Source organism: Phytobacter massiliensis JC163 (assembly GCF_000321045.1).
GTDB lineage: Bacteria > Pseudomonadota > Gammaproteobacteria > Enterobacterales > Enterobacteriaceae > Phytobacter_A > Phytobacter_A massiliensis.
Genome location: NZ_HE578945.1, coordinates 568,478 through 580,805, shown reverse-complemented (window position 1 = coordinate 580,805; position 12,328 = coordinate 568,478). Strand labels below are relative to the sequence as shown.

Here is a 12,328-nt window from a genome sequence, read left to right as displayed (position 1 = left end):
TTAATGTCCTTGCGCGGTAATCAGCTGACGTTTGGTAAGCTGGTCGTAAATCATCACCGTAAGCAGCCCTTCGGCAATGGCGATGGGGATCTGCGTCAGGCAGAAGATACCCATAAATTTCACCACTGAACCCGTCGCGCCGCTCTGCGGGTCAGGGAACGCCACGCCAAGCTGAACAGAGGTGACAAAGTAGGTCACCAGGTCGGCAAGCATGGCGCAGAGGAAGACGCCGACATCACGGCGCAGCCCGGCGCGGCAGGCCATTTGCCACATCAGATAGCCGACAACCGGCCCAATCACCGCCATCGACATGCCGTTAGCGCCAAGGGTCGTCAGGCCGCCATGCGCCAGCAACAAGGCCTGGAACAGCAGCACGATAGCGCCGAGAATCGCCACGACGCCCGGCCCGAAGAGGATCACCGCCAGCCCAACGCCTGTCGGATGAGAGCAGCTCCCGGTAACCGACGGGATTTTCAGTGCCGAAAGCACGAAGATAAATGCCCCGCACAGCGCCAGCAGCACCTTCTGGTTGCTGTCTTCCGCCACGATGCGGCGCAGGCGCACCAGCCCGTACCACAGGCATGGCAGGAAGAGCGCCCACCAGGCCAGCGCCCACATCGGCGGCAAAAACCCTTCCATAATGTGCATGGCGAAAGCCTGCTCAGGTACGATGATCAGCAGCAGCGCCGCCGCCAGTCCGCTTAACGATAGCCGTTTAAGCTGTTGTTCCCGTTTCATACCCTTACCCCTTTATTCACCAGAATGGTTGAAAAATACGGTAGCGGCTGGTCATCAGCCAGCTCGCCCAGCTGCCGCCAGCACTGCTCCCCCGGCAGGGTCGCTTCCGACATCATCAGCGCGCACTCCAGCAGCCCGGCCTCGGCCAGCAGCGCTTTGATGCGGGCGAAGCGGCCATAAACTTTCATCAGCACCAGGCTTTGATGGTTTGCCAGCGCCCGGCAGATTTCTTCCTCCGGCGCGGTACAGGAGACGACCGCCAGAGACTGCTGCTCCATCGCCAGCGGCATCTGGCTGCGCGCGGCGATGGCGGCGAAGGAGGTCACGCCCGGCACGATCTCCAGCCAGTCGGGACGGCCAATGCGCTGCAATAAAAAGACCCAGGTGCTGAACAGCATCGCGTCGCCGAGGGTGATAAAGCCCACCTGTTTACCCGCTTCTGTTTCCGCCACCAGCGCGGCGGCCACCTCATCCCAGACCGCCGACTTTTCATCGTTGTCGGCGCTCATGGGGAAGTGGGTGCAGCGGATCTCCGTCTGCGCCCCCAGATACTCCCGCACGATAGAGAGCGCCAGGCTGTCGCCTCCTTTGCGCCCGGCAGGGGCATAGAGCACATCCAGACTGCCGAGAATGCGCGCGGCGCGCACGGTCAGCAGGTCGCTGGCCCCGGGTCCGATACCTAACGCGTAAAGTCTGCCGCTCATGCCGCCACCTCCAGCGCCTGACTCAGCGCCTGCTGCAGATGGTCAACGAACATGCCGCGGATTGCCGGGTTCTCCCCCAGCCCCTGGAGCCACGGCGTGGCAGCAATGCCGACGCGCTCAAACTGGGTTTTCCAGGAATCCTCTTCATCGGAGGCCATATCGTTAATGGCGTGGTCACCCGCCACCAGCATCAGCGGCATCAGATGCACCGCGCTGACCCCCTCGTGGCGCAGGCTGTCGATCAGCACGTCGATTTCCGGGTAGCTCTCCACCGCCCCGACGCGGGCCGGGAAGCGGTGCGCCGCCATCATATGGTCGAGGCAGGCATAGGCGGCGAAGGCGTGATGGCTGGCGCCGTGCCCCATAAACACCACCTTTTCGCCGTCGGCGAGCGGCGGCATCTGGCGCGCCAGCGCCTGCATCAGGCGCATATAATCGTCGTGGCTGCTGAGCAGCGGCGCGCCGATGACCATGCGCTGAAAGAGGTGGCGCAGGCTCTGCACTTCACGGACGATTTTTTCATATTCATCGCCGTTAATAATGTGCAGGGACTGAATGGCGACATCCTGATATCCCTGCTCCGCCAGCTTTTGCAGCGCCTGCAACGGCGTATCGATATGCAGGTTGTCACGCTGTTTCAGCTTGCGGATGATCATCCCGGAGGTAAATGCCCGAAACAGCGTGCGGTCCGGGCAGCTTGCTGCCAGGTCGCGCTCGCAGGCGGCGATATTCTTCTCACGGGTTTCCTGATAGCTGGTGCCAAAGCTAATGACCAGTAACGCTTTTTTCATGCTGTTATCCTCGCTCTGTCGCCAGCCAGCGCTGCAAGCGCTGCGCAAAAGCCTGCTGGCTTTCCAGTAACTCTTCGCCCGTAACCGCTGAGGGCGGGCGCGTAATGACGATGCAGGGGATCCCCGCCGCCAGGCAGGGCTGCACTTTTTCCTGATAACCGCCCTCAGCGCCGGAGGCTTTGGTCACCACCACATCGGCGCGGCACTGGCGGTAAAACGCGGCGTTGAATTCAGCGCTGAACGGGCCGCACAGGGCAAAAATCTCCCCCACGCCGAAGCCGTGTTCCGCGCACTGCGCAATTACCTCCGCCACCGGCAACACCCGCGCCAGCAACGTTTTTTGCGCCAGCCCCTGCCGCCAGCGGGCCAGATCTTTACTGCCTGTGGTCAGCAGCACGCGCTCGCCAAGCCCCTGCGCCACCGCGCAGGCCTCATCGATGGATGCCACCTTAAACAGCAGCGGATGGCTAAGCTCTGTGAGCTGATCCGGGCGCTGGTAGCGGCTAAGCAGAACGCGGGCCTGGCGGCAGGCGTGATAGATGTTGTCGCTCACCGCCTCGGCATAAGGGTGGGAGGCGTCAATGACCCAGCGGGTATCGTGCTGCGCCAGCCAGTTCACCATCTCTGTCCTGTCGAGCCGGCCACAGCGCACCGCGCCGCGAATGTCGCCCGCCAGATGCTGGCCGGTTGCCGTCGCGACCGACAGGGTGTACGCCACCCCGGCGGCGTCCAGCTGCTGGCAAAGCTGCCGGGCGTCGCTGGTGCCGCCGAAAACCAGCACCCTGCCGCTGTTCACAGTTCGTAGCCTCTTGGGGTGATCATCAGCCCGTCGGCAACGTAGGTGGCTTTGTTGCCGACAATCACCAGGCTTGTCATATCGACCGGCTCAAAGTCCATCCCGCCAAGCGTGGTGAGCCATTTCTCCTGCTTTTTGCGCCCGGCGGATTTAACAACGCCCACCGGCGTATCGGGGCGTTTACTGGCGGCCAGCAGTTCAAACGCCCGCGCCAGATGGCCTTCCCGGCCCCGGCTGCGCGGGTTATAGAAGCAGATGACGAAATCCGCCTCTCCTGCCGCGACAATCCGTTTCTCAATCACCGGCCACGGCGTCAGCAGATCGCTCAGGCTGATATGGCAAAAGTCGTGCATCAGCGGCGCGCCCAGCAGCGAGGCGGCGGCGATACTGGCCGTCATGCCGGGGATCAGACGCACCTCGACATCCAGCTTCTGTTTGCTGACCAGCTCCAGCACCAGCCCCGCCATGCCGTAAATTCCGGCGTCGCCGCTGCTGACCAGCGCGACGTTATGCCCGGCCATCGCCAGTTCGAGCGCCGCCTGGCAGCGCTCAATCTCTTTACACATGCCGGTTTTGATCACTTGCTTGTCGCCGGTGAACGCTTTTACCAGGTGGGTGTAGGTTTTGTAACCCACGACGATCTCTGCCGCCTGTAGGGCTTCAATCGCCTCACTGGTCATCATTGCCTGCGAGCCGGGGCCAATCCCGATTACGGTTAACATCAGTGTGAAACTCCCAAAGTAATAGTGACGCCCTGCTCGCGCAGGGTTTCGCCAACCAGTTGCCCCTGACTCATCAGCCAGGCCGCGGGGCCGGATACGCTTCCCACCCCGGTGGTCTGACGGACAAACTCAGAGGCCGGGAAGCGGTGTTCATGCTGGCGAAGGTCGTCAGCGGTGAAGATCTCAAACGGAATGCGCAGGCTTTGCGCCAGCTGCGTCAGGGCTTGTTCATCCTCTTTTAAGCTGATGCTGCCAATGGCCCGTAGCGCCAGCGGATCAAGCGCCTGCTCGCCAAGCTGGCGGCGCAGCAGCCCGGCCACCAGCGGCAAGGGCGTACCGCGACGGCAGCCAATGCCCGCCACCACCCGCCGGGGCACCAGCTTAAACACTGGCAGCGGTAGCGCGGGCAGCGTTGCGCGAAGCGTGACGCAGACCAGCGCCGTCAACTCAGGCACCTCTTCCAGCGAATCGACCGGGACAAAGCCGCGCGTGTCGCAGCGGGCGAGCTCATCGCGCAGGCTGTCCTCGCACCACAGGCCAATACGTTTGCCGCTGACCAGCCAGTGGTTAATGGTCTTTACCGCCGTGCGCATCTCCTCCATCCCGGCGTTGAGCTGACAGGCCAGCGTATCCAGCGCCGCCAGTTCGTTAACATCGGTAGCGGTGGTGATCACCGGATCGGCCCCCAGCACCCCGGCAAGATAGCGCGCCAGCTGGTTCGCGCCGCCAAAATGGCCGGAAAGCAGGCTAATCACATGCTGCCCCCGCTCGTCGATCACGATGACCGCCGGATCAATAAATTTGTCGTTAACCAGCGGTGCGAGCACCCGCACCGCAATGCCGGTCGCGCCGATAAACACCAGCGCGGAGTGCTGACGGAAGGCGTCGCGCAGCGCCTGCGCGAAACCACCGTCGAATGCCGTAAACCCCTCCTCCAGCAGCTTTTCGCTGGTGTAGCAGGTCATCGGCAGCGCCAGTTTCAGCCGGTTTGCCAGCGCCACGCCGCCAGGCGTCAGGCAAAACAGCGCAATGGATTCAGGCTTTACGGTATTCATGACTAAAATCCGCCGCATAGAGACGCGAGTAGTGGTACTCCTCGCCAAGAAACGCGCCGACAAGAATGAGCGCGGTTTTGCGGATCCCGGCATCCCGGACCCTGTCGCCAATGTTTTCCAGCGTGCCGCGTACCGTGCGGCTCTCCGGCCAGGTCGCCTTATAGATAACCGCAACCGGCGTGCTGGCGGGGTAGCCCCCCTCAATCAGCCGTTCGGCCACCCGATGAATGCGCTGCACGGAAAGATAGATAGCCATCGAGGTCTGATGGCTGGCGAAGGACTCCAGCTGTTCCAGCGGCGGCACCGGCGTACGCCCTTCCAGGCGGGTGATAATGAGGCTCTGCGACACCTCCGGCACGGTGTACTCCACCCCCAGCTCCGCCGCCGCGCCAAGGAAAGCGCTGACGCCCGGCACCACCTGCCAGTGAATGCCGCGCTCGCTCAACACCTCGCCCTGCTCGCGCACCGAGCCATACAGCGAGACATCGCCCGTTTGCAGCCGCACCACCAGCTTTCCTGCTTTCACGCCTGTCTCCATCAGTTCGATGATCTGCTCAAGGTGCAGACCGGCGCTGTCGTGGCACTCCGCGCCTGGCGGGCAGTAGTCGAGCAGTTCAGTGTTAATCAGTGAACCGGCGTAGATAACCACCTGCGCCTGTTGCAGCAGGCGATAGCCTTTAAGGGTAATCAGTTCGCGGTCGCCCGGACCTGCGCCGACAAACCAGACGGTTTGCGTATCAAATTGTTCAGCCATGAGCCTGTTCCTTTTCGCAGGAGATCACAAAAACGGGGTTATTCGGTTTGAAGTAGTGGCCGCTGCCCAGCGCGTTTAAGAGCGAGACCTGGATCTGCTGGCACTCCAGCGCCGCGACGTTGATGGCGGCAAGATGGCTCAGCGCGCAGGCGAGGTTCTCCTGCAGGATAAAGGTCATCACCAGACGCCCGCCGGGGTTGAGCTGCATAAGCGACCAGTCGATAAGCTGGATAAGATTGCCGCCGCTGCCGCCCATAAACACCGCGTCGGCAGGCTGCTCAATGAACAGCGGCGCGACGCCCGGGACGATGGTGATATTCCGGCAGCCAAAGCGCTGACAGTTCTCTTCCAGCAGCCCCAGCGCCGCCGGGTTGCGCTCGATGGCGGTTACCGCCAACTGCGGGTAGCCTAGCGCCGCCTCTATCGAGACGCTGCCGGTGCCCGCGCCGATATCAATGAAGTGCCGGGCCTGGGATAAATTCAGCCGGGAAAGAGAGAGCGCGCGCACCGCCTCTTTGGTCATCGGCACGCTCTCGCCGCGCAAAAACAGTTCATCTTTCATCGAGAATCACCACCACATTCATGTCGTACTGCGCCGTCACTTCGCAAGCCGGTAGCCAGTGAATGCGCTCGTTGTCCATCGCCAGGTTTTCGCCAATCACCAGCAGGCGCTTTCCCTGCCCTCGCGCCGCCAGTTCGACCGCTATCTCACGCGGGCCGCAGCGGGCATCGGTCACCAGCGCGCTTTTCGGCGAACGCGCCAGCGCGTCGAAATCCACCGCGCGGCCATGAGCGCTGGTCAGCCAGATGTCATTCATATCGATACCGGTCTTCGCGCAGAGGTACTGCACCGCGCTGATGCCGGGGATAATCCGCACCTGCGCAATGCCGAAATGGGCCACCACCGTTTTGCCGATGCCATAAAACAGCGGGTCGCCAGAGGCCAGCACCACCACGTTGCGCTCCTGCTGCTCGCCGAGCCAGCGCAGCAGGCCGGGAATGTCGGCGTCCAGCGCCCGCCGTTCGCCTGCGAAATCGCTAAACTGCGCCAGGTGACGCCTGCCGCCCACCAGCACGTCAGCCTGCTCAATCGCCTCCCGCGCCATCGGGGTCATCAGCGCCAGCGAGGCTGGCCCCATTCCCGCCACTGTCAGCATCGCAAATCCTCCACAATGTCCTGCAACGGGCGGTTCGCCCCTAACAGCTGATTGTCAAAAGAGAACATGATGGCGTCGCACTGCGGCGGGTTTTTGGTAAAGCGCAGGTTTTGCATGACCCGCTGGCAGATACGCTGCGCCAGGTGGTCATACAGATGGTTAAACCCGGCGGCGTCGATATGCTCCATGGCGGCTTCGGTGGTGTCGCAGTCGCTGACCGAGCGCAACAGCGCCAGCGGCGCGCCCAGCAGCGCCAGGTGAGCCACCAGCGTCTCCATACGCGCGTCAGCAATATGGCTGTGGGTGTGGAAAATCCCGGCGGCGATTTTGACCAGTTTTCCCGGATGGCCGATCAGCACAATCTGCCGGTAGCCCAGCCGCACCGCCTCTTCAATCATAAAGCCGACGAAGTTGCTCATGGTGACGACAATCTCGCCCGACAGCCCCATCTGCTCACGCACGAAGCGTTCGCCGTGGTTGCCCGGCACCAGCACCACCCGCTCCAGCCCCGCCTCGCGCTTGATCTCCAGCTCCAGGGAGAGTGAGCGCTTCCAGCTCTCCTCTGACATGGGCGTGACGATACCGGTGGTGCCGATAATAGAAATGCCGCCCAGAATACCGAGCCGGCTGTTGTAGGTTTTCTGCGCCCGGGCTTCTCCTTCCGGGGCGAAAATTTCTACCTGCGCGCCGCGGGAGGGGCCAATCACTTCCCGCACGGCGGCTTCAATGGTCTGGCGCGGCGTGCGGTTGATGGCGGCGCTGCCAACGGGCAGGCCGATCCCTTTGCGGGTAACGGTCCCCACCCCTTCGCCGCCCCAGAGATGAATGTCGCCGCTATCGTTGAGGGTGACGCGGGCAAAAATCAGCATGCCGTGGGTGGCATCGACATCATCGCCGCCATCTTTGCGAATAGCGGCCAGCGCCTGCTGGCCTTCGATATGCGGCGACTCCACGTTGAGACGCAGCGTGACGCCGGAGGGCGTCACAATCGACACCTGGTGAATGATGTGCTGGCGCAGCACCATCAGCGCCGCCACCTTTGCCGCCGCCGTGGCGCAGGAGCCGGTGGTGTAGCCTTTGCGCAATGGCTTACCGTTGTGCCATACCGGGGCGTCGAAAGCCTCTTCGCTCATTGCCCCCTCCGCATCTCATACAGGAAGGCGTTGATGATGGCGGCGGCGACGTTACTGCCGCCTTTGCGCCCGAGGGCGGCAATCGCGGGCAGGCTGCTTTGCGTCAGCGCCTCTTTCGACTCCGCCGCGCCGACAAAGCCCACCGGGACACCCACCACGCCGCTGACCTGCGCGTTTCGCTCCAACAGGCGAAACAGCGCGGTGGGGGCATTACCGAAGACAAAGACCTTTTCGCCCGCCTCGCCAAGCGCCAGATCCACCGCCGCCATAGAGCGGGTAATCCCCTCCTCTTTGGCTTTTCGCACCACGCGCGGGTCGCTGATGTAGCATTTCACCTCGCCGCCGAACTGCGCCAGCAGGGTTTTATTGATCCCGGACAGCGCCATGGTGGTATCGGTATAAAGCGTGCAGCCGCTTCGCAGCGCGGCGGTTAAACGCGCCAGCGCCTCCGGGGAAAACCACAGGATATCCAGCCAGTCGAAATCCGCTGTGGTATGGATAACCCGCTTGATAATGGCCTCATGCAGCGGGCTGGCGAAACGGTAGTCAGGGCGCATGTCGCGAATGATGTCGCCAATGATGACAAAGCTCTTGTCCTCAATAGCCTGTGGCTGCTGTAAATAGTCCATGGTTTTCATCAGATTGCTGCTCCTGCCAGCGAAACGTGCACGATTGCAAACAGCGCCAGCGCGAGGGTGGACGCCGTCCACATCAGCCGGATTGTCTGCGTAATGTCATCAACGTGAATGGCGCGCTTGTCGTCACCAATCCAGGGCTTTTCGACGCGCTGGCCGAAGTAATCATTAGGCCCGCCGAGACGCACGCCCAGCGCCCCGGCGACGGTGGCCTCCGGCCAGGCGCAGTTTGGGCTGCTGTGGTTATAACGATCCCGCCAGCCGATGCGCAGCGCGGCGGCGGCGTCGAGGCGGCACAGCCACGCCGCAACGGTCAGCAGCAGCCAGCTAAGCCGGGCGGGAATAAAGTTGGCGACATCGTCCAGCCGGGCGCTGACCATACCCATAGCGCGATACTTTTCGTTCTTATAGCCAACCATCGAGTCGAGGGTGTTTACCGCTTTGTAGGCCATTGCCAGCGGCGCGCCGCCGAGCAACAAAAAGAAGAGCGGCGCGATAACGCCATCGACGCTGTTTTCCGCCACCGTCTCTACCACCGCGCGGGTGATTTGCGGCGGCTGCAGGTCCCAGGTGTCGCGCCCGACAATCCACGACAGCTTTTCCCGGCTTTCCGCCAGCGTGCCGTGTCGCAATGCCCGCTCAACCTCGCGGGCGGCGTCCGCCAGGCTACGGGCCGCCAGCAGGGTGTAGATCATCCACACCTCAATGCACCAGCCGAGCCAGGGGTGAATCGCGTTTGCCAGCGCCAGCACGCCCCATGCCGCGCCCCAGGTCGCGCCGACCACCACCAGCCACATCACGCCGCCGCCGATGCGCAGCGCGGTATCGGTGCGGCAGACGCGGCGAACAGCACGCTGGGTAAGGGTAATCAGCGCGCCGATCCAGCGTATCGGATGCGGCCAGTGCGGCGGGTCGCCCAGCAGGCGGTCAAGAAACCCTGCGACAAACCAGGCAAGCAGCGTCATAGCGCACTCCTGGCCGCAGTAAACCAACGCTCAAGCATCAGCGGGCGCTGGGCAAAATGGAGATGCAGGTAGCTGGCGTAGGCACTGCCCACCTGCCAGCCGCCTGCCCAGCGGGCCAGCTCTTTACCGTCGCGGGTTTTGCGGCACGCCATTACGGCGTCGCAGCGGGGGGTAAAATCGGAATAGTGAAACTCGTGACCGCGCAGCGTTTCCCCGCGTTCGGCCAGCAGCGTGGACTGCTGCGCCGTGGCCTCACAGTAGCCAAAACGGGTAAGCCGTTTACCCATCTCGCTATGGCCGGGAATGATATCCGCCATGGGCCAGGTTTCGCCGTCGGCGGTGCGTAATGTCGAGCCGAGGTACATCAGGCCGCCGCACTCGGCATAGATAGCCACGCCGCGCCGGTGTGCCTGACGTATGGCGTCGAGCATCGCTGTATTACTGCTTAAAGCGCGGGCGTGCAGTTCCGGATAGCCGCCGCCAAGCCACAGCATCTGGCAGTCGGGCAGCGCGGCGTCATGCAGGGGGCTGAAACGCACGATGCGCACGCCTGCCTCTTCCAGCAACTGTAGGTTATCGGGGTAGTAAAAATTAAACGCTTCGTCGTCCGCCAGCGCGAGAGTAAGCCCCTTCCCGGCATCAGGCGCGGGCATGGCGGGGCATTCCCCCACAGGAAGTTCGTTCAGGGCCGTGAGGGAAAGCAGCAGGTCGATATTCAGCGTCTGCTCGATACGGTCGGCAAACGTGTGCCAGCAGGGGGTGTCTATCTGTGATTCGCGGGCGGTAACCAGCCCAAGGTGGCGCTCGGGCAGCGCCACGTCTGAGACTGCCGGGATATACCCCAGCGCGGGAATGCCGCAGTAGCGTTCAATGGCCTGCTTAAGAAGCTGGTAGTGGCTATCGCTGTTGACGCGGTTAACGATAACGCCAGCGATGCGCAGGGCGGGATCAAAATGCATAAACCCCATGACCGTGGCGGCAAGAGAGGTGGAGACCGCTTTGCCGTCTACCAGCAGAATGACCGGAACGCCGAGCTGTTTTGCCAGCGCGGCGCTGCTGCAATAGTCAGGGTTGATGCCGTAGCCATCGTAGAGGCCCATCACCCCTTCAATCACGCCGACATCAGCGGCTTGCATCTGGCGGTTGAATAGCATGTTCAGGGTGGAGGCGGGCAGCATAAAGCTGTCCAGATTGCGCGAGGCAACGCCGGTCAGCGCGGTGTGCCAGGCGGTATCAAGGTAATCCGGGCCGACTTTAAAAGGCTGTACCCGCTTGCCGCGCCGCTGCAATGCGCTGAGTAACCCAAGCGTGACGGTGGTTTTCCCACAGCCGCTTCCGGTTCCGGCAAGAATAAAGGCGCTGCGCCCGTCAGACATACCCTGTAGCCCCGTTCAGGGTGGAAAGGTTGTGCCAGGCTGTGCGTAGTCCCAGTGCTATCACTGTACGCTTCTGAGCAACCCACTTCCCACCGAAGTTGTTGAGAGTTGCCATCAGGCCGGTCTTCTGGCTTAGCGTCATCCTCGCCCGCCCTTCCCAATCTTGCGATCAGTGGTATCACGGGGTCGTCAGCATCACAGCAGCGGGGGCTGCGGGGGATTCACACCCCCTTCCCAGCCGCAAGAGTTTGCGGCAAAACCTGATAGCTAAATTTTTTCGTTTCGCGCCGCAATAGTGCCTGCGGTGCCTTTTTCCCTGAAAGCAATCTAACGCATCAGGGAAATAAAAACTGGTTCAGTTTATTCCTGGACTGGCAATAATTTGTTGCGCTATAACAATTTATTGTCTGGCATCCTGGCTTAGTGCTTGTTATCCGGGCATTCACACCTGTTTTTTAATATCCGCGGATAACAAATTATTGTCATCGGAAATTTAATCGCCGTCATACTTTTCATTATTCTGCAGGCGAAATGCCTGCGGCGTGACCTGATAAGTCTGGCGAAATACCTTGCAAAAATAGCTGGTCTGCGAAAAACCCAAATTACGCGCAATGCTGGCAATACTCCAGTCGCTATGGCAAAGCATCTCTTTCGCGCTTGCCATGCGCTGGCGATTAACCCAGGCGTTAAAACCAATGCCCTGATATTTTTTGAACAGTTTACTGAAGTAGTAAGGGCTGAGATAGACATGCGCCGCAACGTCTTCAAGGCGCAGCTCATCGGACAGATGGGCGTCAATGTAGCGCAGCGCCTTTTTCATTTTGCTGTCGTGCGGCCCCTGACTGCGGCTGACGCGCCCTGCCTCCTGCGCCTGCTGCTGGTCTTTAATCACCACAAAATTGAGCTGTTTTTTAAGGCAATTTTCGACAATCAGTTTGAGCAGATCCGCTGAGGCGATGACCCGCGAGTAGTCCATTTCCGGGACGTTCATGTAATCGTCCATCAGCTTCGGGTCGGCCTGCCAGCGATCGTCGGTGCTTAAAATATTCACCAGTTCGACATCATCGCCGTTACGCAGACGCACCTGCCCACACAATACAAAGCCGACCAGGTGCCCTGCGATAACCAGCGGAATGGAAAAGTCCGTCAGCCCGGCGTGGCAGCGATAGACGCAGGGCTGGTTTGATTTTGAGGCTTCAAAACCGCCGCAGCGGTCGCTCATTCGGCAGCGGGCGCTCAGCTGCGGGTGTTGCCGCATACGCTGGCAAAAAGGGGTAAAATTGAAAAGCTCGGAAATTTCTTCGCCGTGGATATTAACGACAACAACGGCCAGACCGGTGGCTTGTGCAAAATCCTGGGCGATTTTATTTATGAGTTCCGAGTTCAGGGCACTCGCTGAAATCATGATAAAACCTCTCAGTTAATTTTAATTTATTGTTATAAACAAACCGACTTTGTTTACATGTCATTCATATTTCCTGGCAATGATCGGCGCGGAATGA

Annotated in this window: 14 protein-coding genes and 1 riboswitch; all 14 genes read right to left on the bottom strand. The window is 61.3% G+C overall.

The features are described from left to right. The 14 genes from cbiM to pocR all read right to left on the bottom strand — a co-directional run bounded on the left by cbiM (position 1) and on the right by pocR (position 12,231). A complete protein-coding gene (gene cbiM, locus ENTHG_RS02925; RefSeq protein ID WP_044173286.1) occupies positions 1–738 on the bottom strand; it encodes a cobalt ECF transporter S component CbiM in 738 nt (245 codons plus the stop codon). Next, entirely contained in the window at positions 735–1,442 is a 708-nt protein-coding gene (locus tag ENTHG_RS02920) for a cobalt-factor II C(20)-methyltransferase (RefSeq protein WP_044173285.1), read from the bottom strand. Before ENTHG_RS02920 ends, cbiM begins: the two co-directional genes overlap by 4 nt. Further along, a complete protein-coding gene (cbiK, locus tag ENTHG_RS02915; RefSeq protein WP_044173283.1) occupies positions 1,439–2,233 on the bottom strand; it encodes a sirohydrochlorin cobaltochelatase in 795 nt (264 codons plus the stop codon). The genes ENTHG_RS02920 and cbiK overlap by 4 nt, the downstream gene beginning before the upstream one ends. A 4-nt stretch (positions 2,234–2,237) precedes the next feature. Then, entirely contained in the window at positions 2,238–3,029 is a 792-nt protein-coding gene (locus tag ENTHG_RS02910; RefSeq protein WP_044173281.1) for a cobalt-precorrin-6A reductase, read from the bottom strand. Next, the gene (locus tag ENTHG_RS02905; protein ID WP_044173279.1) at positions 3,026–3,751 is read right to left on the bottom strand and encodes a precorrin-3B C(17)-methyltransferase; all 726 of its coding nucleotides are present in this window, start codon (positions 3,749–3,751) and stop codon (positions 3,026–3,028) included. The genes ENTHG_RS02910 and ENTHG_RS02905 overlap by 4 nt, the downstream gene beginning before the upstream one ends. Further along, positions 3,751–4,806: a cobalt-precorrin 5A hydrolase gene (gene cbiG / locus ENTHG_RS02900; RefSeq protein WP_044173277.1), complete on the bottom strand. Its 1,056-nt coding sequence runs from the start codon at positions 4,804–4,806 to the stop codon at positions 3,751–3,753. Before cbiG ends, ENTHG_RS02905 begins: the two co-directional genes overlap by 1 nt. Continuing rightward, a complete protein-coding gene (locus ENTHG_RS02895; RefSeq protein WP_044173275.1) occupies positions 4,787–5,560 on the bottom strand; it encodes a cobalt-precorrin-4 methyltransferase in 774 nt (257 codons plus the stop codon). Before ENTHG_RS02895 ends, cbiG begins: the two co-directional genes overlap by 20 nt. Beyond that, on the bottom strand, positions 5,553–6,122 hold the full coding sequence (locus ENTHG_RS02890; RefSeq protein ID WP_044173272.1) for a decarboxylating cobalt-precorrin-6B (C(15))-methyltransferase: 570 nt from the start codon (positions 6,120–6,122) through the stop codon (positions 5,553–5,555). The genes ENTHG_RS02895 and ENTHG_RS02890 overlap by 8 nt, the downstream gene beginning before the upstream one ends. After that, complete coding sequence (gene cbiE, locus ENTHG_RS02885) at positions 6,112–6,717, bottom strand: precorrin-6y C5,15-methyltransferase (decarboxylating) subunit CbiE (protein WP_044173270.1); 606 nt, start codon at positions 6,715–6,717, stop codon at positions 6,112–6,114. The genes ENTHG_RS02890 and cbiE overlap by 11 nt, the downstream gene beginning before the upstream one ends. Continuing rightward, a complete protein-coding gene (gene cbiD / locus ENTHG_RS02880) occupies positions 6,711–7,850 on the bottom strand; it encodes a cobalt-precorrin-5B (C(1))-methyltransferase CbiD (protein ID WP_044173268.1) in 1,140 nt (379 codons plus the stop codon). Before cbiD ends, cbiE begins: the two co-directional genes overlap by 7 nt. Beyond that, on the bottom strand, positions 7,847–8,479 hold the full coding sequence (locus tag ENTHG_RS02875; RefSeq protein ID WP_044178910.1) for a cobalt-precorrin-8 methylmutase: 633 nt from the start codon (positions 8,477–8,479) through the stop codon (positions 7,847–7,849). Before ENTHG_RS02875 ends, cbiD begins: the two co-directional genes overlap by 4 nt. Positions 8,480–8,487: 8 nt before the next feature. Beyond that, positions 8,488–9,450, bottom strand: coding sequence for an adenosylcobinamide-phosphate synthase CbiB (cbiB, locus tag ENTHG_RS02870; protein ID WP_044173266.1), 963 nt, complete (start codon positions 9,448–9,450; stop codon positions 8,488–8,490). Beyond that, positions 9,447–10,826, bottom strand: coding sequence for a cobyrinic acid a,c-diamide synthase CobB (locus tag ENTHG_RS02865; protein WP_044173263.1), 1,380 nt, complete (start codon positions 10,824–10,826; stop codon positions 9,447–9,449). The genes cbiB and ENTHG_RS02865 overlap by 4 nt, the downstream gene beginning before the upstream one ends. A gap of 100 nt (positions 10,827–10,926) precedes the next feature. Further along, a riboswitch (cobalamin riboswitch) is annotated at positions 10,927–11,105 on the bottom strand. A gap of 214 nt (positions 11,106–11,319) precedes the next feature. Beyond that, on the bottom strand, positions 11,320–12,231 hold the full coding sequence (gene pocR, locus ENTHG_RS02860) for a transcriptional regulator PocR (protein WP_044173261.1): 912 nt from the start codon (positions 12,229–12,231) through the stop codon (positions 11,320–11,322). Positions 12,232–12,328 lie beyond the last annotated feature (97 nt).

Excerpts from the sequence above, each read along its gene's own strand:
- cbiG (WP_044173277.1), bottom strand. The coding sequence starts at position 4,806 with ATGAATACCGTAAAGCCTGAATCCATTGCGCTGTTTTGCCTGACGCCT.
- cbiK (WP_044173283.1), bottom strand. The coding sequence starts at position 2,233 with ATGAAAAAAGCGTTACTGGTCATTAGCTTTGGCACCAGCTATCAGGAA.
- cbiM (WP_044173286.1), bottom strand. The coding sequence starts at position 738 with ATGAAACGGGAACAACAGCTTAAACGGCTATCGTTAAGCGGACTGGCG.
- cbiD (WP_044173268.1), bottom strand. The coding sequence starts at position 7,850 with ATGAGCGAAGAGGCTTTCGACGCCCCGGTATGGCACAACGGTAAGCCA.
- cbiB (WP_044173266.1), bottom strand. The coding sequence starts at position 9,450 with ATGACGCTGCTTGCCTGGTTTGTCGCAGGGTTTCTTGACCGCCTGCTG.
- ENTHG_RS02865 (WP_044173263.1), bottom strand. The coding sequence starts at position 10,826 with ATGTCTGACGGGCGCAGCGCCTTTATTCTTGCCGGAACCGGAAGCGGC.
- ENTHG_RS02920 (WP_044173285.1), bottom strand. The coding sequence starts at position 1,442 with ATGAGCGGCAGACTTTACGCGTTAGGTATCGGACCCGGGGCCAGCGAC.
- ENTHG_RS02905 (WP_044173279.1), bottom strand. The coding sequence starts at position 3,751 with ATGTTAACCGTAATCGGGATTGGCCCCGGCTCGCAGGCAATGATGACC.
- cbiE (WP_044173270.1), bottom strand. The coding sequence starts at position 6,717 with ATGCTGACAGTGGCGGGAATGGGGCCAGCCTCGCTGGCGCTGATGACC.
- ENTHG_RS02895 (WP_044173275.1), bottom strand. The coding sequence starts at position 5,560 with ATGGCTGAACAATTTGATACGCAAACCGTCTGGTTTGTCGGCGCAGGT.
- ENTHG_RS02875 (WP_044178910.1), bottom strand. The coding sequence starts at position 8,479 with ATGGACTATTTACAGCAGCCACAGGCTATTGAGGACAAGAGCTTTGTC.
- pocR (WP_044173261.1), bottom strand. The coding sequence starts at position 12,231 with ATGATTTCAGCGAGTGCCCTGAACTCGGAACTCATAAATAAAATCGCC.
- ENTHG_RS02890 (WP_044173272.1), bottom strand. The coding sequence starts at position 6,122 with ATGAAAGATGAACTGTTTTTGCGCGGCGAGAGCGTGCCGATGACCAAA.